Annotated in this window: 16 protein-coding genes; 11 read left to right on the top strand and 5 right to left on the bottom strand. The window is 72.4% G+C overall.

Annotated features, from left to right (window positions below; translation table 11 throughout):
- The first annotated feature begins 94 nt into the window (after positions 1-94).
- Complete coding sequence (locus WME89_RS40550; RefSeq protein WP_438004936.1) at positions 95-2,083, top strand: galactose oxidase-like domain-containing protein; 1,989 nt, start codon at positions 95-97, stop codon at positions 2,081-2,083.
- Positions 2,084-2,157: 74 nt separating this feature from the next.
- On the opposite strand, the gene WME89_RS40545 is transcribed toward WME89_RS40550, so the two are convergent.
- Complete coding sequence (locus WME89_RS40545; RefSeq protein ID WP_438004935.1) at positions 2,158-3,792, bottom strand: FAD-dependent monooxygenase; 1,635 nt, start codon at positions 3,790-3,792, stop codon at positions 2,158-2,160.
- Positions 3,793-3,931: 139 nt separating this feature from the next.
- On the opposite strand from WME89_RS40545, the gene WME89_RS40540 reads away from it, so the two are divergent.
- Positions 3,932-4,564 carry a TetR/AcrR family transcriptional regulator gene (locus tag WME89_RS40540; RefSeq protein ID WP_438004934.1) on the top strand — a complete coding sequence of 211 codons (633 nt, stop codon included), beginning with the start codon at positions 3,932-3,934 and terminating at the stop codon, positions 4,562-4,564.
- Between the two features lie 410 nt (positions 4,565-4,974).
- On the opposite strand, the gene WME89_RS40535 is transcribed toward WME89_RS40540, so the two are convergent.
- Positions 4,975-5,874: an NAD-dependent epimerase/dehydratase family protein gene (locus WME89_RS40535; protein WP_438004933.1), complete on the bottom strand. Its 900-nt coding sequence runs from the start codon at positions 5,872-5,874 to the stop codon at positions 4,975-4,977.
- 92 nt (positions 5,875-5,966) lie between these two features.
- Between WME89_RS40535 and WME89_RS40530 the strand changes: the two genes are divergently transcribed.
- The 4 genes from WME89_RS40530 (at position 5,967) to WME89_RS40515 (ending at position 11,407) form a co-directional block, all read left to right on the top strand.
- The gene (locus WME89_RS40530) at positions 5,967-6,920 is read left to right on the top strand and encodes an AraC family transcriptional regulator (protein WP_438004932.1); all 954 of its coding nucleotides are present in this window, start codon (positions 5,967-5,969) and stop codon (positions 6,918-6,920) included.
- Positions 6,921-7,103: 183 nt separating this feature from the next.
- Positions 7,104-7,778 carry a hypothetical protein gene (locus WME89_RS40525; RefSeq protein ID WP_438004931.1) on the top strand — a complete coding sequence of 225 codons (675 nt, stop codon included), beginning with the start codon at positions 7,104-7,106 and terminating at the stop codon, positions 7,776-7,778.
- A complete protein-coding gene (locus tag WME89_RS40520; RefSeq protein WP_437620152.1) occupies positions 7,775-8,509 on the top strand; it encodes a ferritin-like domain-containing protein in 735 nt (244 codons plus the stop codon). The genes WME89_RS40525 and WME89_RS40520 overlap by 4 nt, the downstream gene beginning before the upstream one ends.
- A 69-nt stretch (positions 8,510-8,578) precedes the next feature.
- Entirely contained in the window at positions 8,579-11,407 is a 2,829-nt protein-coding gene (locus WME89_RS40515; protein ID WP_438004930.1) for a serine/threonine-protein kinase, read from the top strand.
- Between the two features lie 4 nt (positions 11,408-11,411).
- On the opposite strand, the gene WME89_RS40510 is transcribed toward WME89_RS40515, so the two are convergent.
- Positions 11,412-12,980 carry a sigma 54-interacting transcriptional regulator gene (locus WME89_RS40510; RefSeq protein WP_438004929.1) on the bottom strand — a complete coding sequence of 523 codons (1,569 nt, stop codon included), beginning with the start codon at positions 12,978-12,980 and terminating at the stop codon, positions 11,412-11,414.
- A gap of 372 nt (positions 12,981-13,352) precedes the next feature.
- On the opposite strand from WME89_RS40510, the gene WME89_RS40505 reads away from it, so the two are divergent.
- Positions 13,353-14,663, top strand: coding sequence for a serine hydrolase domain-containing protein (locus WME89_RS40505; RefSeq protein WP_438004928.1), 1,311 nt, complete (start codon positions 13,353-13,355; stop codon positions 14,661-14,663).
- A 108-nt stretch (positions 14,664-14,771) separates the two neighbouring features.
- Positions 14,772-15,689: a hypothetical protein gene (locus tag WME89_RS40500; RefSeq protein ID WP_438004927.1), complete on the top strand. Its 918-nt coding sequence runs from the start codon at positions 14,772-14,774 to the stop codon at positions 15,687-15,689.
- A gap of 117 nt (positions 15,690-15,806) precedes the next feature.
- Here WME89_RS40500 and WME89_RS40495 read toward each other — a convergent pair whose 3' ends face one another.
- A complete protein-coding gene (locus tag WME89_RS40495) occupies positions 15,807-16,766 on the bottom strand; it encodes a hypothetical protein (protein ID WP_438004926.1) in 960 nt (319 codons plus the stop codon).
- 275 nt (positions 16,767-17,041) lie between these two features.
- Between WME89_RS40495 and WME89_RS40490 the strand changes: the two genes are divergently transcribed.
- The 3 genes from WME89_RS40490 to WME89_RS40480 all read left to right on the top strand — a co-directional run bounded on the left by WME89_RS40490 (position 17,042) and on the right by WME89_RS40480 (position 20,250).
- Positions 17,042-18,277, top strand: coding sequence for a hypothetical protein (locus WME89_RS40490; protein WP_438004925.1), 1,236 nt, complete (start codon positions 17,042-17,044; stop codon positions 18,275-18,277).
- A gap of 559 nt (positions 18,278-18,836) precedes the next feature.
- Positions 18,837-19,190, top strand: coding sequence for a hypothetical protein (locus WME89_RS40485; RefSeq protein ID WP_438004924.1), 354 nt, complete (start codon positions 18,837-18,839; stop codon positions 19,188-19,190).
- Between the two features lie 52 nt (positions 19,191-19,242).
- Positions 19,243-20,250, top strand: coding sequence for a cupin-like domain-containing protein (locus WME89_RS40480; protein WP_438004923.1), 1,008 nt, complete (start codon positions 19,243-19,245; stop codon positions 20,248-20,250).
- A gap of 499 nt (positions 20,251-20,749) precedes the next feature.
- Here WME89_RS40480 and WME89_RS40475 read toward each other — a convergent pair whose 3' ends face one another.
- A complete protein-coding gene (locus WME89_RS40475; protein WP_438012033.1) occupies positions 20,750-21,670 on the bottom strand; it encodes a transposase in 921 nt (306 codons plus the stop codon).
- Positions 21,671-21,853: the final 183 nt, after the last annotated feature.

The raw sequence follows: 21,853 nt of genomic DNA, 5'->3' as shown, positions 1-21,853 counted from the left end.
CCACATTTGCGTTGCAGCTCCATTTCTTCGCATCAGGATTCCCACTTATACAGCGGCGCGCGGCTGTCCATCGCGCGCCTCATGGGGGGATCTGATGACCTCGACGAAACATGGCCCGTTGCTCTATGTCCTCTTGTGCCTTGGGAGCGGCTGCGCAGGTGTGGACGGGACCGAGGATGTCCAGGAGGCGTCGTCCGAGTCGTACGCACCGGCGTCGGACGGCGCGCTTGGCCCGCTCATCCCGATGCACAAGGATGCTGTCCACGCCGGCTTCTTCTGGGATCCGCTCGGCTCTCCCAAGATCCTGTTCTGGATGCGTCCGTCCGAGTACAGGGGGACCGACCTGGCGGACCCGACCGTCGGGCCCGTCGGGACCCTCAGGGAGTCATTCCGGAGGGTCGTCTATGGCGGGTTCCGCTTCAGCGACACGCTCGAGCGCAGCATCCTGAGCCGCATCAAGGACGACATCGAGCGCGAGAACACCCTCGTCTTCGATATCTCGCACCCGGACGCGTTCGCGAACCGGGGCAAGTACGATGTCCGTGCGCTCGACGAGGAGGATTTCGCGATGAACGCCGCCGCGTTCTCCGATCGCGGATCTTCGGCGGGCCTCAACTACAACCTCTTTTGCGCGGGGAACACCACCTTGCCGGACGGCCGCTGGCTTGTCGTCGGAGGGCACGACAAGTCGGGCAACCAGGGGACCCGGAAGCTGAACATCTTCGACCCGCTCACGGCGACGTGGGTATTCAGGACGGTCCCGCCGGTGAAGGCGGCCTACGCCGTCGACCCGACCGACAGCTACTTGCCTCCCAACCCGGACCCGCTCGACGAGAGGAACACAGACCCGCCCGCGCCGTCGGACATGCGATACCAGCGCTGGTACCCGACCGCCGTGACGCTCCCGGACGGCAAGGTGCTCATCCTGTCCGGCTCCGACCAGGATAGCAGCGTCGGACCCGACGAGGCGCCCGCGACCAAGGTGCGGCAAGTCGTCCCGGAGATCTACGATCCCGCGACGGACGCCACGGTTCCGCTCGAGAACGCGAGGAAGCTTCTTCCGATGTACCCGCGGTCCTTCGTCGTGCAGACCGGCCGGGACAGGGACGACTGGAAGGTGGCCGTCGTCGCCGAGGTCGAGCCGCCGCTCCCGACGGGGGACGAGATCCGGGAGTACGATCCGTACCGGTACAACGGTAACACCTACCTCTTCGACGTGCGCGCGGCGCTCGCCGACGTGCACCGCGACGAGCGCGGCGAGCGGCACTGGCGGCGCGTCGACAGGGCCGACTTCGCCCACGAGAGCGGCGCCAGCGTGGCGATGTTCGACCTCGACGAGCAAGGACAGCCCCTCTCGCAGCGTATCGCGCTGTTCGGCGGCGACGCCGGGAATGGAGACGACATCGCCGCCGTGGAGATGATCGACTTCTCCGACCGGCGCCCCAGGTGGCGGCGGCAGGACGACCTGATCCGGCCGGCCACGCAGAACAACGCGGTCGCCCTGCCGAACGGCGAGGTGCTCATCGTCGGCGGCCGCGGCGGTTCCGAGGGCGAGGAGCGGATCAACACGCTGGAATACCAGCTCTTCGACCCGGACTCGGGAGACGTCAGGACGCTCATGAGCACCACCGTCCCCAGGCACGATCACTCGACCTTGCTCCTCGCGCCGGACGGCAGCGTCTACTCCATGGGCGGAAACCGGGTCGATCTGGCCCCGGAGGACGACACGCTCGGAGTCCCCGTCCTGCAGGTCTACAAGCCGGCGTACATGTTCATGGGATCGAGGCCGGTCATCGAGCGGGCCCCCGAGAAGATCACTCACCGGAGGAGCTTCCAGGTCACGCTCGAGTCGCCGTGCAGGAGCACGAGCTCGGTGGTGATCCTTCGCACGGATCCGGTGACGCACAACTGGTCGTGGGGCAACCGGTACGTGAGGCTGTCGTTCGACCGGATCGGCAGGTGCAAGCTCAAGGTTCATGCCCCGGCGACAGCCGCCCTGGCGCCGGGAGGCAACTACCTCCTGTTCGCGCTCGACGATCGCCGCGTGCCCAGCGAGGCGAAGCGCGTCCGCGTCGAGGAGTGAGCCTCACGGCAGCGACCTGGCCCAGGTTGGGGGCTTCTTGCAGCTCTTTCATCGCCTCGTCGCGCTCGACACGATCACGCCGCGGGGCGCGCCAGCAGCTGCGCGAGCGCCTCGGTCAGCGTGGCCTCCGCCGCGGCGCCGCGCGCTCTCCCTCGCCACGCCACGATGCCGTCCGGTCGCACCAGGACCGCGCCGCTCGCCTTGACCCCGAACGCCCCTGGCCAGCGGCGCCCGTCGTCCTCGAGATCGACGCCCATCCGGAGCGCGTCGACGCGAACGCCCAGCTGCCTCGCGGCGACCTGGGCGGCCTCGACCCACGCGGCGCCGTCCTCCCCGGCCAGGAGCACGCAGCTCCGGCCGAACAGGTCCAGCGTCGATATCCGCTCGCCGCCCCTTCGAATCCAGACGTGCGGCGCGCGCGTCCCCGGGCGGCCCCGCAGCTCGGTCGTGCCGGGGCCGGGCAGCGGCCCGCGCTCCAGGAGCACCGCGCGAGACGTGTAGCCGTAGCCCATCGTGAGGTACGGGAAGACCTTGCGCATCCCCCACAGCATGCCGAGCCCCGGCTTCACCGCGAACAGCCCCCGCTCGTCGTTCATGCTCCCGGCGATCTCCGCCACCGCGCGCCCCACGGGCCGCCGCTCGACATCGTAGGTCGCGAGGAGCTCCGGCCCCGCGTGGCCATGCAGCACCGCCGCGAGCTTCCACGCCAGGTTGTGCGCGTCCTGGATGCCCGTGTTGGCCCCGAACCCGCCCCAGGGCGGCATGACGTGCGCGGCGTCACCCGCGAGGAACACCCGCCCATGCTGGTAGCGCTCGGCCACCCGCACCGCGGATTGCCAGGGCAGCGCGCCCTTGAGCTCGACGGCCAGGTCCGGTATCCCGACCCCCTTGCGGATCAGCGCGACGCACCGCTCCGCCGGGAAATCCTCGGGCCGCTCTCCTCGATCGGGGTGGTAGGAGACGTGAAACACCCAGAGATCGGTGTTGTTGATCGAGGCGAAGAGCCCGCGGACATCGGGGTTGTCCACCAGGCACATGCTGAACTCTCGCCCCTTCACGAGCGCGGTGAGGTCGGCCCGGAAGTAGAGGTTGAGCTGGTGCGTGAGCACGCCTGGCCCGGTCTGGTGGACGCCGAGCTGCCCGCGGATCGGGCTGCGCGCGCCGTCGGCGGCGATCAGGTAGTCCGCGCGGACCGCTTGCCGCGCTCCGGTCTCCCGGTCGACGATCGCGGCGGTGACCCCGTCCGCGTCCTGCTCGAAGCCGACCAGCTCCGTGAAGAACCGCGCGTCGACGCCGCGCTCGCGCGCCGCGCCGAGCAGCACCGGCTCGAGCTCGTCCTGCGTGCAGCGGCAAGGGCCGGTCGGGCTCTTCCTCGACCCTTGCCCGCTGATCCCCTTGCGCCGGAGCCTCCGGAGCAGCCAGCCGCCCTCGCCGCGCGACTCGAGCACCTGCACCAGCGTGGCGCCGGCGTGGATGCCCACGGCCGGGGCGAGCTTCGCGCCCACGCGGCGGACGGCGTCCTCCAGCCCGAGCTCGCGCATGAGCTCCATCGTGCGGCCGTTCACCCCGCGAGCCCGGGGGTGGATGCTGGTGCCCGGGTGGCGCTCGACCAGGAGCGCGCGCACGCCCTGCTGCGCCAGGAACAGGGAGGCCGTCAGGCCGACGACGCCGCCACCGACGATCACCACGGGAAACCGGCCATCCGCCATGGGGGAGCCTCCTCGAGCGCCGGAAGGGCGCGCCTCGCCCCCGAGCGGATGAAAATGTAGTGACTACAAACTTGGTGTCAATGCAAAATCAGGGTGGCCGCTCGTGGAGCGTCCGAGGTTCGAGCGGAGCGAGAGGGGCATGAGCGAGCGACCGGGGTTGCGGGAGCGGAAGAAGCAGCAGACGCGCCTGGCGATCTCGCAGGTGGCGACGCGGCTGTTCATCGAGCGGGGGTTCGATCAGGTCACCGTCGCCGAGGTGGCGGAGGCGGCGCAGGTGTCGGTGAACACGGTCTTCAACTACTTCGTGACGAAGGAGGAGCTGTTCTTCGATCGGGCGGAGGAGGTGGAGGAGGCGCCGAGCCGGATCGTGCGGGAGCGGCGGGCAGGGGAGTCGGCCATCGACGCGCTTCATCGAGGCTTCCTCGATGTGGTGAAGGGCAAGAAGGAGCCGTTGCGGGCGGAGCGGCTGCGGCCGTTCATGGCGACGGTCGAGGCGAGCCCGGCGCTCAGGGCCCGGGGGCGGCTGATGCTCGTGCGGAGCGAGGCGCGGCTCGCGCAGACGTTGATCGAGCAGACCGGCGCGCCGGCCGACGACCCCACCGCGCCCGTGGTCGCGGCGATGGTGATCGGGCTGGAGCGGGTGCTCGTCGAGGAGCTGGTGGCGCGGGTGCTCCGCGGCGACTCCGACGCGGAGATCAGCGCCGCGCTGTCGCGGCTCGGCGAGCGCGGGTTCGAGCTGCTGAGGTCGGGCGTCGGGGACTACTGCACCTGAGAGGCCGGGCGCTCCCGTGGGGAGCGACCTAGCGACGCCGCCGCTGCCCTGCGACGGGGCGCCACCCTGCTCGTACGAACCGGGTCGCTACAACGTGGGCGGTCGCCTCAACCTGGGTCGGTCCTCAACCTGGGTCGGGTCGCCTCAACCTGGGTCGGGTCGCCTCAACCTGGGTCGGGTCGCCCAACCTGGGTCGGGTCGCCTTGGGTCGGGTCGCCCCACCTGGGTCGGGTCGCCTCAACCTGGGTCGGGTCGCCTCAACCTGGGTCGGGTCGCCCCACCTGGGTCGGGTCGCCCCACCTGGGTCGGGTCGCCCAACCTGGGTCGGGTCGCCCAACCTGCGTCGGGTCGCCCCCCCAACCTGGGTCGAGTCGCCTCAACCTGGTCGGGTCGTCGGGTCGGGTCGTCGCTCAACCTGGGTCGGGTCGCCGGGGCTTCAGATACCCCTCGGCCGGGTCGCGCAGCGCGCCGCAGATCCCTACGACCGCCTCGCCGACCCTCGGCGACCAGCCCAGGCCGCGCAGCCGGGTCGCGTCGAGGGCGGCGTCCATGGCCAGGAAGCCGGCCATGACCCCGTGGGCGGCCCTGGCTTCCGCGAGGCTCCACGAACGCACCGGCACCCCGGCGGCATCGCCGATCGCCGCAAACAGGGCCCCCATCGGCTCGGGCGACGCCTCGGCGGCATGGAATACCCCCGTCGCGTCCGACTCCAGCAGCGTCGCGTACGCCACCGCCAGATCCCGCACGTGGACGGTGGACCAGCGGTTTGCGCCATCGTCGATGTAGCGCGCCACCCCCGCCGCGCGCGCTCCCTCCACCAGGCGCGCCACCGGACCTGCGCCGTCGCCGTAGACCATGGGCGGCCGCACGACGAGGCCGCGGACGCCCCTCGCACCGAGCACGCGCGACTCGGCCGCCACCAGCCACTCGAGCGGTCCGCCGGGGTTCACCGCGTCATCCTCCGGCACCGGCACCCGCGAGGACCGCGCTCGCGGCGCCCCGGTGGTCGTCACGAAGACTCCGCCGCTCATGGCCGAGAGCATCGCCGTCACCGCCGCAGCGTCCGTGGCCGCGCGGTCCTCTCCCATCGTGGCCGCGGTGTGCACCACGCCGTCGCCGGCCCCCGCCTCGCGCGCAAGCACGTCCACCTGGTAGAGATCGCCCCGGACCGGCTCCGCTCCGCAGGCTCGCACCCTCGCTTCCGCCGCCTCGCTGCGCGCGAGCCCGCGCACCCGGTGCCCGCGAGCGACGAGCGCGCGGGCGACCGCCGAGCCGATATAGCCGCTCGCGCCGGTGATGAAGATGTCCATGTCTGCCTCCTTGTGAGTTGATGGTCGATACCTAGCGGACGCCCGGCAGAGTCCCCATGTGATAGAGTCCATCTCCCTTTTGCGATCGTCCAATGCCCGATGTCCTCACCGCGCTGCTTCGCCACGTGCGCATCGAGACCAGCCTCTTCGGCCGCATCGAGCTCGGCGCCCCGTGGGGGGCCCGCGTCGGACGACGAGAGCTCGTCTCGCTCCACCACGTCCTCGAAGGCGAGATGTGGCTCGAGCTGGACGGCCGAGAGCTCCATGTAGATCAGGGAGACCTGCTGCTGCTGCCGCACGGCGCTCCCCACTGTCTCCGGCACCGGCCCGGGGCTCCGGTCGACGACGAGGATCGCTGGTCTTCGCCCCCCGCGCCAGGGACGCAGGCGGTGCGGCGCCGGCTGGGCGGCAGCGGCGAAAGGACGGTGGTGCTCTGCGCCTCCATGAGCCTCGTCGGCGCCGGGCGGTCGCTGCTCCTGCGCGCGCTGCCCCCGGCGGTGCTCATCGACGGCGGCGCCGGTGAGCCGGTGCCCGGCCTCGGCCGGCTCCTGGATGGCATTCGCGACGAGGTGCGCGGCCGGCGGCCGGGCGCGCCGATCATGGTCGCTCGCTTCGCGGAGCTGCTCCTCCTGCAGGTCATTCGCGCGGAGCTCGAGCGCCCCGCGCCTCCGGGCTCCTGGCGCGCCGCCCTCGCGGATGAGCGCGTCGCTCGCGCCCTGGACGCGCTCTATCGAGCCCCGGAGCGCGCGTGGACCGTTGCCTCTCTCGCGCGGAGCGCAGGCATGAGCCGCTCGGGCTTCGCTCAGGCCTTTCGCGGGCAGGTGGGAGAGAGCCCTCTCCGGCACCTGATGCGCTGGCGCATGGAGCTCGCAAAAGAGAAGCTGCGAGACCGCCCCGAGCTCGCCCTCGCCGACGTGGCGTCGTCCGTGGGCTACCGGGACGAGGCCGCCTTCAGCGTCGCGTTTCGCCGGGAGGTCGGGGTCCCCCCGGGCGCCTACCGATCCGGAGGCCACGCGTCGCGACCGGCGCCGGCCGCGTCCTCGTGAGCGCCGCGCGCGGCGGAGCTCATGGCGGGATTGTTTTGCATTCCCATCCAATAGCGTGCGGAAAATGCAGATTCTCTCCACTCCTCCGCGCGCGTACTCTGGTCCACAAAAGGGCGCGCGAGCGGTCCGCACAGGCAGCGGATGCGCTCCGCAGGCGCGGCCCTTCGACTGGAGGCGACGTGTATGCGTGAGGAGACGAGACGGGCAGCATTGCGGGCAGCAGCAAGGGTCGCGCTGGGAGCGCTGGCCTGTGGCGTTTCGGTCGGCTGCGGCGGAGTCCACATCTCCGACGAGCAGGCGCCGGCCCCGGATCCCGGCGAGCAGGTCGTCCCGGAGGCGCCGGATGGCCCGGACCCCGCCGGCACTGGCGCGGCGGCAGGCGGCGCGGGGGCGGCCGGCGGCGGAGGGGCAGCTCCGGGAACGGGCGGCGACGTGTCCGCGTCGAGCGCCGCAGGAGGCGGCACGGACGGCGCCGGGGGCTCTCCGTCGCAGCCATCCGAGCTCGCGTGCGCCGAGCAGGCCGGGCTCGACGACGCGGAGGCCCGCCCCCGCGCGGAGCTCGAGTGCTGCCTCGACTACACGGCGCAGCGCCTGCCCGACGGCGCGGTGCGGCCCTCCGAGCAGCAGCTCGCGGCCCTGGCCGAGGACGCCTCCTTCGTGAACTGCTGCACGGCGCTGATCGTGGGCGTGGGCGCCAATGCCATCTCGTACGGCGAGGCAGAGCCCATCCGGCACGTGTGCTGTTTCGGCGACCTCGTCGCGCCCGAGGAGGAGCTCTACGCGTACACCTTCTGCACGCCCTGGGGCCCCCCGGTCCCGCCGGCGCTCGACGCCGACGCCGCGTCGGAGGTCGCATGAACGCCTCGCAGCTCGATCTCCGCGCCGAGGCGCGCGCGCACGCCCTCGACGTGAGCGGGTATCCGGCGGAGCTGTTCCCCTCCGCGATCGGCACCTGGCGCGCGCGCATGGTGAACGAGCACGCGTCGTCGGCCGTCTTCGAGGCGCTCGCGCGCCAGCTCACCGACGCGGGCTTCCCGCCGGAGCTCGCCGACGCGTGCCGGGGCTTCGCCGCCGAGGAGCGCCGGCACGGGGTGCTCTGCGGCGCCGTCGTGGAGTCCCTCGGCGGGGCGGCGACCGCGAGCGTCCCGGAGCGCCCGGAGTTCCCCCAGCACCGCGACGCGCCGCCGCGCGCCGCCGTCCTCCGTAACGTGATCCACATCTGCTGCATGAGCGAGACCGTGGCCGTGTCCCTCATCGGCGCCGAGCGGCTGGAGATGCCGCCGGGGCCGCTGCTCGATCTGCTGACGCGCATCTACGCCGACGAGGTCGGGCACGCCCGCTTCGGCTGGCGCCTGCTCGAGCAGGTCGCGCCCGAGCTCTCCGCCGCAGAGCGGGGAGCGGTCGAGCGCTACTTCCCTGTCGCGTTCCGTCACCTCGTGCAGCATGAGCACGCACACCTGCCGTCGCGCGGCGCGCCAGAGCGCGGGGAGCAGCTCGGGCTGTGCAGCGGCCTGGAAGCCCGGGTGTTGCTCGATGAGACCATCGAGGAGGTCATCCGCCCCGGGCTCCGCCGCTTCTTCGATTGCTGACACCTCAGCGCGGGCGCCCCCGCCGACGACCCGTTGAAGACGGCTCGACGCCGGTGCATTCTCCGCCCCATGCGCCCGGGTGAGGTCATCGACCGCCGCTTTGAGATCGAGCGCGTCGCGGCCTCCGGTGGGATGGGGACGGTCTACCGCGCCCTCGACCGGGTCACCGGGACGCCCGTCGCGCTGAAGCTGCTCGGCCAGCCCGACCGGAGCGCCGTCCACCGCTTCGAGCACGAGGCTCGGATCCTCGCCGAGCTCGATCACCCGCGCATCGTCCGGCACGTGGCCCACGGCGTCACCCCCGACGGGGTGCCCTACCTCGCCATGGAGTGGCTGGACGGGGAGAGCCTCGCGCAGCGCCTCACCCGGCAGCGGCTCGACCTCGAGGAGAGCCTCGCCCTGCTCCGCGCCACCGCCGAGGCGCTCGGGGCGGCGCACGCGCGCGGCATCGTCCACCGCGACGTCAAGCCGGGCAACCTGCTGCTCGTGGGCGGCGAGGTCGCCGGCCTCAAGGTGCTCGACTTCGGCATCGCCCGGATGAAGCGCACCATCGGCGCGCTGACGCGGACCGGCTCGGTGATGGGCACCCCGGGGTACATGGCGCCGGAGCAGGCCACCGGCGACCGGGACCGCCTCGACGCGCGGGCCGACATCTTCTCGCTCGGCGCGGTGCTCTTCGAGTGCCTCACGGGCAGGCCGGCGTTCCAGGGCCAGCACGTGATGGCCCTGCTCGCGAAGCTGCTCATGGAGGACCCGCCGCGCGTCCGGCACCTCCGGCCCGACCTGCCGCAGGAGCTCGACGACTTCGTCGCGCGCATGCTCGCGAAGGACCCGGAGAAGCGGCCGCGCGACGGCGCGGCCGTGGTCGAGGCGCTCGACGCCCTCGAGCGCGATCCGAGCAGCGGCCTGGCCGTCACGCCCGTCCTCTACGAGGCGATCACCACCGGCGAGCTCCGGCTGCTCTCGATGGTGGCCGCGCGCGAGCCGCGGCAGACCTCCGGCGGGGGCGCGACGAGCACCCTCGTCTCCGCGCTGCCCCGCGAGCTCACGACGAAGCTCCACACGAGGACGCAGCCGTTCGGGGCGCGGGTCGACACGCTCGCCGACGGCACCGTCCTGCTCTCGATCGCGGGCGTCGGCGACGCGATCGAGCAGGCCGCGCGCGCGGCGCGCTGCGCCCTGGAGCTCGGCGAGCTCCTGCCGGAGGCCTCCGTGGTGCTCGCGACCGGCCGCGCCGAGCAGACAGGCAGCCTCCCGGTCGGGCCCGTCATGGACCGCGCGGCCGCGCTCCTCTCGCTCGCCGAGCGCGAGGCGCGCCCGGACCGGAAGCCGGCGCCCGTGTGGATCGACGACGTGACCCGCGCGCTGCTCGACGCGCGGTTCGAGATCGAGGCCGGGCGGTCGGGCACCTTCCTCCTGCTCCAGGAGCGCGAGGTCGGCCGGACGGCGCGGACGCTGCTCGGCAAGCCGAGCCCCTACGTCGGCCGCGACAGGGAGCTCCGGAACCTGCGCGAGCTCCTCGAGGACAGCTTCGGCGGGCCCGAGCCCCGGGCCATCCTGATCACCGGGCCGCCCGGGATCGGCAAGTCCCGCCTGCGCTACGAGCTCATCGAGGTCCTGCGGGAGCGGCACCCCGAGCTCACCATCGCGGTCGGACGCGGCGACTCGCTGAGCGCGGGCTCGCCGTTCTCGCTCCTCGGCTCCGCGCTCCGGGGCGCCGCCGGCATCACCGGCGGCGAGCCCGCCGCCGCGCAGCGCGAGCGGCTGCTCTCGCTGGTCGCGCGCGCCCCGGCGCTGGAGCCGGGCGACAGGACGCGGATCGCCGCCTTCCTCGGCGAGATCGTCGGCACGCCCTTCCCGAGCGAGGCCGAGCCGAGGTTCCAGGAGGCGCGGCAGAGCCCTCCGCTCATGGCCGACCAGATCCCGCTCGCCTACCTCGACTTCATGGAGGCGGCGTGCGCGGCGGGGCCGTACCTGCTCGTGCTCGAGGACATCCAGTGGGGCGACGCCGCGTCGCTGAAGCTCATCGCGCGCGTCCTCCGGGAGCTGCGCGACCGGCCGTTCGCGGTGCTCTACCTGGCGCGCGTGGAGGTGCGGAAGGCCTTCCCGGTGCTCTGGGAGGGCAGCGAGGTCCACGAGATGACGCTGGGCGCGCTGCCGCGCCGCGCCGCCGAGGAGCTCGTGCGACAGATGCTCGGCGACGGGCTCCCGCCCGCGGAGGTGGCCCGCCTGGTCGAGCGCGCGAGCGGCAACGCCTTCTATCTGGAGGAGCTCATCCGGGCGGTCGCGGAGGGGCGCGCGGACCGGCTGCCGGAGACGATCCTGGGCATGGTCGAGGCGCGGCTCGAGGCGATCCCCGCCGAGGCGCGGCGGCTGCTCCGCGCGGCGAGCGTCTTCGGCGAGGCGTTCTGGAAGAAGGGGGCGCTCGCCCTGCTCGGGGACGCGGAGGGCTCGACCCTCGCGGTCGACTGGCTGCCCTGGATGCTCCAGCGCGAGCTCCTCGAGCGGCGCGAGCAGAGCCGCTTCTCGGACCAGGAGGAGTACGCGTTCCGGCACGCGCTCATCCGCGACGGCTCCTACGCGATGCTCACGGACCACGACCGCGCGCTCGGCCACCGGCTCGCCGCCGAGTGGCTCCTCCAGGCGGGGGAGCACGACGCCAAGGTGCTCGCCGAGCACTTCGAGCGCGGGGGCGAGCCGCAGCTCGCCGTGGAGTTCTACCTGCGCGCGGCCGAGCAGGCGCTCGCCGGGAGCGACGCGTCCGCCGCGGTCGTGCTCGCGGAGCGGGGGCTCGCGCTCGGCGCGGGGCGGGACGTCGAGGCGGCGCTCCACGGGATCCTGGAGGGGGTCTCCGACACGCTGCGCGCGGGCGGCGCCGCGCTCTCGCCCGGCTCGTGAGCGGTCACGGGGTCCGCTTCCGCGGCCGCGGGATGCCGTACTCGTCGATGCGGTTGATCAGCGTGCGGAGCGAGATGCCGAGGAGCTTCGCGGCGCGCGTCTGGTTGCCCGCGGACTGCTCGAGGGCCTCGATGACGCGCTGCCGCTCGAGGACCTTCATCTCGAGCCGGAGCTTCGCCATGGCCTCGGCGCGCGGCGTCGGCGTGGGGGGCTCCGCGGCGGCCGCGGGGGTCTCGGCGCCGTCGCCGCCGGGGCCTCCCCGCGTGCGGGCGCCGTCGCTGGCCGGCGGCGGCACGGAGCCGCCCCGCGGCGGCGCGGCGCTGCTCGGCGGCGGCACGGAGCCGCCCCGCGACGGCGCGGCGCTGCTCGGCGGCGGCGCGGAGCCGCCCCGCGGCGGCGCGGCGCCGCACACGAGGTGCGGCGGGAAATCGCCGGGCAGGACCGACTCCCCCGCGCACAGGACCGCGGCGCGCTCGATCACGTTGCGCAGCTCGCGCACGTTCCCCGGCCAGGAGTACGCCTCGAGCACGCCGAGCGCCTCGGGGGAGATGCGGGGCGCGCTGCGCTGGTCGAGGTGCCGGCACGCCTCCTCGAGGAACTTCCTGGCGAGCGGGGCGATCTCGTCGCGCCGCTCGCGGAGCGGCGGGACCACGAGCGAGATGCCGTTCAGGCGGAAGTAGAGGTCCTGGCGGAAGGCGCCGCGCGCGATCTCGGCCTCGAGGTCGCGGTTGGTGGCCGCAACGAAGCGGAGATCGACGCGGCGGGGCGTGCGGCCGCCGAGGCGCAGCACCTTCCGGTCCTCGAGCACGCGGAGCAGCTTCACCTGGAAGGCGAGCGGCAGCTCGCCGATCTCGTCGAGGAAGAGCGTGCCGCCGTCGGCCGACTCGATGAGGCCCGGGCGCGCCTGGCTCGCGCCGGTGAAGGCGCTCTTCTCGTGGCCGAAGAGCTCGCCCTCGAGGAGCGACGGCGGCAGCGCGGCGCAGTGCAGCTCGACGTAGGGACCGCTGGCCCGCGGCGAGCGGGCGTGGAGGGTCCGGGCGAGCACCTCCTTGCCGACCCCCGTCTCGCCGAGGATGAGCACGCTGATGGGGCTCCGCGCGGCGCGGGCGGCCTGCTCGTAGAGCGCGACCATCGCCGGGGCCCGCACCACGACGTCCTCGGGCGCGTGCCCGCGGTCGGGCTCCACCGCCGGCCCCACGGGCGCGCGGCCGACGACGACGGTCGTCGCACCCAGGTTGAAGCGCTCGCCGACGACGATCTCGGCGCTCTCGCGCGACAGGCGCCGCAGGCGGTGGGTCCGCGCCGTCAGGGCGGGGAGCTGCTGCTCGCCGACGAACGTGCCGTTGGCGCTCCCGAGGTCCTCGACCCGGAGCGAGGGGCCGACGTGGAGGGCGGCGTGCCGGCGCGAGACCGAGCGATCGTCGATGCGCACGTCGCACCCGTCCTCCCGGCCGAGGACGACCGAGCCGCGGGGCGGCAGGGGCGCGAAGGCGATGGTGCTACCCGCCACGATCGCGAGCCGGAGCGGCGCGCAGGATTCACGCCCATCGCCCCCCGGAGAGCCTTCGTCCACGCGACCATGATACGCGGCGCCGCGCCCTGTCCTGCACGAATCATGCAGAATCATGCAGATCGTGCAAACGCTTGCGCGATCCGCGCCTCGGCCGCCGAGCGGTCGGACGCCGGCGCCGCGAAATGCTGGGTTCGCTGCGCGGCACGCGTCCTGCTCTTCCAGCGTTCGAGCGTCTGAACGTCGACGACGAACCTGTCGACGACCGGGACGACGCCGACCGGTGACCGCTGATCGACGCTGCTCGACGCTGCTCGACAGCCGAGCGCGGACGAGCAGCGCGGCCGGTCCTGAACGACAGCGTGCGTGGTGCTCCAGAGCGGCCTGGCGGGCTCAACCCGCCCCCTTACCCCCACTTACGCATCAGGAGTGGTCATGTGCACTGAGCATGGATCTTTCAACCGCAGGCGTCTTCTCCAGGGGCTAGGCCGCGCGGCGGCGGTGGCTGCGTTCACGCCGGCGGCGGTCCTCTCGACCCGGGTCGCCGAGGCGCAGGTGCTGGCGCCGCAGGTGCTGGCGCCGCAGGAGCTCGCCCCCGGGAGGCCCGAGAGCGTCGGCCTGTGCTCGGATCGCATCGAGGACGTCTTCGCGCGCGTCTCGCGCCGCGTGAACGACGGCCTCTTCCCGGGCGCAGTCGCGCTGATCGCGCGGCGGGGCCGGATCGTCGGGCACCGGGCGTTCGGCACGCGGGTTCGTGGCCAGGAAGAGCCGGTCACGCTCGACACGGTGTTCGACCTGCTCTCGATGACGAAGGTCCTCGCGACCGCGACGTCGGCGCTGATCCTGGTGCAGGACGGCGTCCTGCGGCTGAACGACAGGGTCGCCGACTTCGTGCCGGGGTTCGCGGCCCACGGCAAGGCGGCGATCACGGTGCGCGACATGCTCCGGTACACGGCCGGCCTGCCGGTCGACAGCCAGTTCCTGGACGAGCCGGACGGCGATCGCGTCTGGCAGCGGATGGCCGAGGCGCCGCTCGAGTACACGCCGGGGACGCAGGTGCTCTACAGCGATCTCACCTACCGCCTGCTCGGGCGGGTGATCGAGGCGGCGTCGGGCATGGACCTCAACGAGTTCGCGAAGGCGCGCATCTGGGGCCCGCTCGGCATGCGCGACACGACCTTCAACCCGTCGGCCGCGCTGATCTCGCGGACCGCGGCGACGGGCTTCTCCGAGCTCCGGGGCCGGGTGGTCCGCGGCGAGGTGCAGGACGACCAGGACTTCGCCCTCGGCGGGATCGCCGGCTGCGACGGCGCCTTCTCGACCGCGAGGGACATCGCTGTCTTCTGTCAGATGATCCTGAACGGCGGAAAGTACGGCGGCGTCCGGGTCCTGAGCCGCCAGGCCGCCGCCGCGATGGTGAGCAACCAGACGCCCGAGGTCAGGGCGGCGGACACCGACCAGTCCCCGCTCTCGAACCTCCTGTCGACGCCCAAGGGCTATGGCTGGGAGCTCGCGACACGCCGCTTCTCCAACGGCGGGACGCGCCTCTGCAGGGGCGCTTACGGCAAGTCCGGCGGTGCGGGGACGTTCATGTGGATCGACTGCCGCCGCGAGCTGTTCGGGGTGCTGTTGACCAACCACGGGCTGCCGACACCGTTCGACGAGATCGGCTGGAACCGGATGCTCGACTCGGTGGGAAGCGCGGAGTTCTTCGACGGGATCGTCAACGCCGTCATGGACGAGTGACCGGCGCGGACTGGCCCGCCGAGCGCTTCACCCCTCGCGCCCGATCCGCTCATCGCAGGTAGAGGTCGTGGCTCTGCGCGAGACTTCGGCTAGGCTTCCGCCTTGGTCATGAACGCGCCGACGCCCCGCGACGGGTTCGAGCGCCGAGCGCTGTGCGCCACGTGCCGCACGCTGCTCGCGGCGGGGGAGCCCTGCGACGCAGGCAGCGACCACGAGGTCCTCGCGCTCGGGACGCCCGAGGACCGCGCCTGCGTGCGGCGCGTCGTGTGGGACGAGGCGCCGCGGTACGAGATACGGCGCTCGGATGGCTGGGGCGGCGTGCTCGTCGGAGGCGTGCTCGGCTTGATCGGCATCTGGGCGCTCCATTCCTTGCTCTATGACCGCCGGCCGCCTGTCCTTGCATTGAAGTGCGCGACGTTCCTCTCCGCGATGGTGGGGTACTGTGTCGCTGTGTTTCGCGCGCGGCGCGTGATCGGCACGGTGCGCCGCCCGCGCCGCGCCACGCGCCGTCCGCGCATGGGGATGGACGGCAGCATCGGGACCGTGGTCGCCGACGACCGACCGCCGTCCGAGCCGTGCGCGCGCCTCGTGGTCCTCAAGCTGGCGCCGTATCAGGGGGGCGGCGTCACGCTGCGCGACGCATGGAGTGAGGGCTTCGAGGTGGAGCTCGCGGACGGGCAGCGGGTGCACGTCCCTGCAGGGCGGATCCGCCTCGACGGGCCCCGCAGGTTGGAGCGCGAGCTCCCGGAGGACGAGATCGAAGCGCACCTGCGCCGCGTGGACCCGCTCCGCGCCCCCGGGGCTCGCGGCGAGCCGGACGACCTCTTTCCGTACGTCGAGGGCCGCGTCATCGCGCTGCGACCGGGAGACCGTGTGAAGATCGTCGGGGAGATCGGCCCTGATGTCGCTCACGAGCCAGGGACATACCGTGTCCCGGCGCCGCTGCCGCGCGTGCGCCCCCGCGGCGTGCCGCACCTGCGCTTCTTGCGCGAGGCGCGGCGTGCCGCCACGCCCGGCGCGGGCTGAAGCGGCGCGAGGCGGCTCCCGCTGCGAGGGCGATGGGCCCAGGGCACAACGCCGCTCCGGGACGGCGCGCGCATCAGGCGCTCTTCAGGAGCGGTCGAGCGCTGCGCGGCACGGCCCTCACGGGCCGCAGCCGGCGCGCTCCGCCCCGAGCGCGAGATCGTCGTACCACATGTTCTTGTTTCCGCCGTGGTACTTCTCGAACCCGAGCTTGAAGAGCTTGTAGTCGTACGGGCCCCAGTTCGTGACGTGCAGCTGCTCGACCTCGGTGCCGTCGACGAACACGCGCACCTCGCTGCCAGGCCCGTTGTAGTTGAACTCGAGGCAGTACCAGGTGTTCGCGGCGAGCTTCACGCCGCCGTCGCACGAGTACGTCCCGCCGTTCGAGAGCTTCTCGGCGTCGTCGGTCTTGCGGTTCAGCTCGAGCTGACACTGGTGCTCGCCGATGCGGATGTGCTCACCCTCGTTGGGATCGCCGTTGCCGGTCGTCGCCGCGACATAGGTGTTGTGACCCATCTGGATGGCGGTGTCGCTCTTGACGTAGACCCTGCCCCAGAACGCGCTCGGCACGGGGATGCCGAGCATCTGGCTGAAGCCCGAGCCCGTGACCTTGACCGAGTGCGAGCCGCTGTGGCCCGAGCTGTCCATCGTGACGTAGTCGCCCGCGCTGGCGCGCAGGTACTCGGGGAAGAACTGGAGCTCGGAGGGCAGCGAGCCGCCCTCGAAGTCGGAGCAGAAAATGCTGCACCCACCGGAACCCGTGCTCCCGGTCGCCGTGCTGGTCGTGGTGTCGCCCCCGGTCCCCGTCGTCGCGCCGGTGGTGGCCGCGCTGGTGGTGACGCCGGTGGTCGTGGTGGCGCTGCCCGTCGTGACGCCGGTGGTCGTGGTGGCGCTGCCCGTGGTGACGCCGCTGCCCGTGGTGGCGCCGCCGGTGCCGGAGGAGCTGCTCCCGGGGCCCGCGGTTTCCCCTCCGGAGCCGCCGGCGCCGCCGCTCCCGGAGCTGGAGTCGTCGCCGCACGCGGCCACGGATGCAAGCGTGAGCAGGGTCAACAAGCTGAAGGAACGAGCCAAGAAGGACATGCTGGAGATCTCCTCAACAAAGGGCGCAGAATGGCCCAAGCGATGCGCTCGACTCTATCAGTGAACCCCCCGCATGTCAGGCCCAACCGCAGGAGTGGGCGGCGTGGGCTGTCGTTGCGGGCACGAGCGCGAGGGGCGGTGCGCGAGCCTGCGCCACAAGCCCCCTCTGCCGGGCGCCGCGCCGTGGGACGCTTGATCTCGTCCACCCGCCGCTGCGATTCCTCTCCGTCGAGCTGACGCCGTCGAGCTGACCCGCCCATCGCGCCATCCAGACGATGCTGCCCGCCTCCCCGCCCTCCTTCGAGCTCACGAGCCCCCGCGTCGGGCGGCGCCATGAGGGCCTGGGCCGCGTCTTCGGGGGCCTCGCGCTGCTCGCGATCGGGGGGCCTTTCCTTGCCAGCGTGCTCCTCGTGATGCTGGCGGACTTGCTGGGCGATGCGGGCCTTCGCTCTCACTCTTTCCACACGCTGACCCTGGTGATGCCCGGCGCGCTCGTCGCCCTTGGCCTCGCCCTGGTGAGCGTGTTCCTCTCCACCACGCCCGTCACCCGGCGGGGCCCGGCGCGCGTGGCGGCGGGCGCGGGCGGCCTGCGCCTCACCATCGGCGCCGCGGAGCGCTGGATCCCGCGCGCCGAGGTGCGCTCCGGCCTTGTGCTGCCCGAGCCGCGCATGCGGGTCGAGCTCCACCTGCGCCGCGGGGAGGTGCTCGACGTGCAGGTCGCGAGCGAGGAGGAGGGCGCGCGCCTGCTCGCGGGCCTCGGGATGGGCCCCGCGGAGCGGCGCGTCGCGATCTCGCTCGGCGGCGTCCACCGCGAGCTCGTGGCCGGCTGCGCTGGGCTGCCGGCCTTGATGATCTTCTGGCTCCTCGTGCTCGGGCTCTTCGGGCGCATGAGCGGCGCGCTGGCCGTGGCGTGGCTGGCCCTCACGCTGCTGTCCACCTGGCTCGTCCGCCGCGCCGCCAGGCCCACCCAGGTTGTGGTGGGCAGCGACGGCGTGCGCGTCGAGCGGCCCTTCTCGAGCGCCTGGCTGCCCTACGCCGAGCTCACCGAGATCCGGAAGGACGGCGACGCGCTGCTCCTCGTGAGCCAGAAGAGCGGCACGCTCGTGCTCCAGACGGGGGAGGCCCTGAGCGATGCGGTCGCGAGGCGCATCCGCGAGGCGCACCAGCGCGTCGCCGGCGGGGCCGCGCCGCGCGGGGCCGAGGCGCTGGAGCAGCGCGGCCGCGACGTCGCGGCCTGGCGGGAAGACCTCCGCAAGCTGCTCGCCGCCGGCGACTACCGCGCCGCGGGCCTGGCGCCGGAGGACGCGATCCGCGCGCTCGACGACGCGGACGCCCCGCGGGATCGCCGGATCGGCGCCGCGCTCTTTCTGCGCGTCGCCGGCTACCCCGAGGCGCAGGACCGCATCCGCGTCGCCGCCGGGTCCACGGCCGACGACGCGCTGCGCGCGGCGCTCGAGCAGGCCGCCGAGGAGGAGCTCGACGACGCCGCGCTCGCGCGGGCCCTGCGCTGAGCCATGGGGGGCGCGCGGCGCAGGGGGGCCGGGGTCGCGGGGGCGACAACCACGGTGCGCCGCGGGAGCGACAACCACGGTGCGCCGCGGGAGCGACAACCACGGGAGCGACAACCACGGTGCGCCACGCTCTGCGGGGGCGCGCGGCACCGGGGTTGCGGGTTGCGGGCGGCGGCAACCACGGTGCGCCACGCTCCGGTGCGCCACTCTGGGCCAGGGCAGGGCGAGCGCTTCGGGGCACGGCCGCAGGTCGCGAGATTTCCAGCGGTATCCAGCGGTGAAGCGCTGGCACATGTCCTGCACGACAGCGACAGCGGAGGTGTTCATGTCACGTGTCTTTCTTCAGGATGATGCAGCCTTGCTATCGCCGTTGCCCACGCCCCCGCCGCGAACGGCGGCCCTGATACGGGGGGCGTCCCGCGCTGCCGCCGCGGCTGCCGCCGTCTTCGTGGTCGCCTGTGGTGCGCCGACCACCGATCAGGAAGGAGATCAAGGCGACCAGATCACCACCGAGCCTCAGCCGGAAGAGGGCTGTGGCGAATGGACGCCGATCCCGCCCATGCATCCTCCGCGCGACGACGAAGGCGAGATCATCCCCCCGATGCCGCCTCCACCGCCGGACGGCGAAGACGGCGAGATCATCCCCCCGATGCCGCCTCCACCGCCGGACGGCGAGGAGGGCGAGGTCATCCCGCCCATGCCGCCTCCGCCGCCGTGCGGCGACGAGGGCGAGGTCATCCCGCCGATGCCGCCGCCGCCGCCGGATGACGAGATCATCCCGCCGATGCCGCCGCCGCCGCCGTGCGGCGACGAGGGAGAGATCATCCCCCCGATGCCGCCTCCACCGCCGGACGGCGAGGAGGGCGAGGTCATCCCGCCCATGCCGCCGCCGATGCCTCCCCCGTGCGAGTGAGTCGTTTCAGCGTGGCGCCGGTGCATATCCTGTAACGTCATGGAGGTGGAAGATGGGCGAACGTGATCGCGAGCTCGAGGTCGCGCCCGAATGGTGGCGCTGGACCACGGAGAACCTGCTGCGCGGCGTGGCGGAAGGCCTGGTCTCGGAGCAGCTCCAGGCCGCGGGCGTGAGCGGCGCACAGGCCAGAGAGCTCATCTCGGCGATCGTCGCTTCGCCCATCTTCCTCGCCGCTCGTCCGTTCGCCCGCGCGGCGAGGCAACACGAGATGCTGGCGCGGCTGAAGCAGCGGATGGCGGCGACGGCCTGCGATCCGACGGGAATTCCACGGCGGTCCGGCGTGTCCGCCGCGGAGCTTCGCGACGTGTACGTCGCCGGGAACATTCCGGTCATCCTGACCGACGTGGTGACCCGCTGGCCCGCGTTCGGCCGATGGACACCGGCCTATCTCTCCGAGACGTTCGGCGACGTCGTGGTGGACGTGACGACGGGACGCCTGAGCGACCCCGACTACGATATGCACGCGGCGCGACACACGGAGAGCACGTCGCTGCGCGATTTCGTCGCGCGCATCGAGGCCGCGCGCACAGAGACGAACGACTTCTACATGGTCGCCAACAACCGTGTCCTCGAGCGGACGAGGCTCGGCGCGCTGCTGAACGACGTGGTGCTCCCGGACGGGTATTGCGCCGCGCAGCGGCTCCTGGGCAGCGCGGCGCTGTGGCTCGGCCCCGCGGGGACCGTGACGCCGCTCCACTACGACACGTCCAACATCCTCTTCGGTCAGGTGTACGGCAGGAAGCGCTACCGCATGATCGCGCCGTTCGAGACATCGCTGTTCGAGGGGGCGCGCGCGATGTATGCCGCTCGGGACCCGGAGCAGGGGTCGATGGATCCGGTGCTCGTGAAGGACGTCGTGCTCGAGCCGGGCGAGGCGCTCTTCATTCCGGTTGGCTGGTGGCACCATGTCCGCGCGCTCGACGCGAGCATCAGCCTGGGGATCAACAGCTTCCCGTTCCACAACAACTTCGACTGGTACCGGCCGAGCAACGTCACATAGGTCGCCGGGTTGAACAGAGCGCGATGTGACCGAGACCGACGACGACCCAACCCAGGTTGACTCAGGGCGACCCGACCCGACCCAGGTTGGCTCCGCCGACCCGACCCAGGTTGCCCCGACCCGACCCAGGTTGACTCTGCCGACCCGACCCAGGTTGACTCCGCCGCCGACCCAGGTTGACTCCGCCGACCCGACCTGACCCGGGTTGACCCAGTGTTTCACTCGACGCGGGTCGAGCTATCCAATCCAGCCAGACCCGGGTTGAGTTATCCGGCCGTCGACCGACCCGGGGGGCGGAGTTGGTTCGGAGTTATCCGGCCGACCGACCCGGGTTGTGTTCCGATCGACCCGGCGTTCCGAGCGGCCCGAGCGGCCCGACCGACCCCGAACTCGACCCAGATCGCGGTCTTGGCGCGAGTTGCGGTCTGGGATCTTGACCCGGGTCCCAACCGGCCCGCCCGCTCCTCCCCGTATCGTTGTCGTGCGCACGCGATCGGCTTTACGCCGCGAGCACCGCGTCATTCACGCTGGCCCCATGAAATATGCGCATCCACCATGTCCCCACCGGAAATACAGCGCTGCGCACGCCAGCGCACCATCGTTCGAGCGCAGCGCGGTACGACGCGCGAAACGCACGCACCGCAGCAGCAGCGGTTCGCCACGCATCACCCTGCTCACGACCGACTGCGAATGTCGGATTGCGCTCACGCAGGTCCTCGAAGCTCGTGGCTCGCTCGTAGGGGGAGACATTGCTGGCTCGCTCTGCGCCCAAGAAGTCGAAACCTCGCCGGTGCACCTCCGCATGGGCATGCGCTTCCATACGGGCTAGCTCATCAGCCACCTGATGACGGAAGCCCTCCGCGTTCTCCTGTGCGATGACGGGCGGCAGCACGAGCGGGAGCGTCGCCTCGTCGAGCCACTGCGGATTTTCCGGGTCGAGATACGCCGAGGGACGCGTCGCGTGAAGCGCGCCACGGCCCAGCTCTCCCACATCCACCTTGACACCTGGCCACTCCGTCGCATGCAGGACCAAACCAGCAGCCACCGGATTTGCGAGTACGTAGGCGATCTTCTCCACCACCGCCGCCTGCGTCAGCAGCTTCACCACGCTCGTGGCCTCATGATCCCATACCGGCCCCTCCCACTTGCGCAGCACCTTCGTGCCCAGCGCGACGAGGCGATGGAAGAACTGCAAGAAGCGCGGCAGCACACCCCGCACATCGGTCACAACGAGATGCAGGTGCGTCGACATGGCGCAGAGGGCATGAACCTCGACACCGTAGCGGCGCGCCGAGACGGCCAGGGCATAGACCAACAGCTGGTTGATGGTCGCATCAGGTCGCAACAGCAGGTGCCGGCGCAGGACGCGTCGGGTGATCAGGTATGTGACACCTGGAGCGATCTCGCGAGGCTGGCTCATGGCCGGGGTGAAGAAACAAGCGCTGTGCCGGAAGGTGGCGTGGATCATTTCAAGGATTTGTCCGGCTCAGTGGGTGGCGGTCGCCAGTTCCGCCATGGCGCCGCCATCTCGGCCGATGCGTGCTGCGCTGCCCCGCTGCCCCGAGTTGGGTCGGGTCGCCCTGTGGGTCGCCGCCGGCGCCGC

The organism is Sorangium sp. So ce321 (assembly GCF_051530195.1).
GTDB lineage: Bacteria > Myxococcota_A > Polyangia > Polyangiales > Polyangiaceae > Sorangium.
Note: the sequence above shows the minus strand (reverse complement) of the source record. Positions and strands in the feature narration are given on the sequence as shown.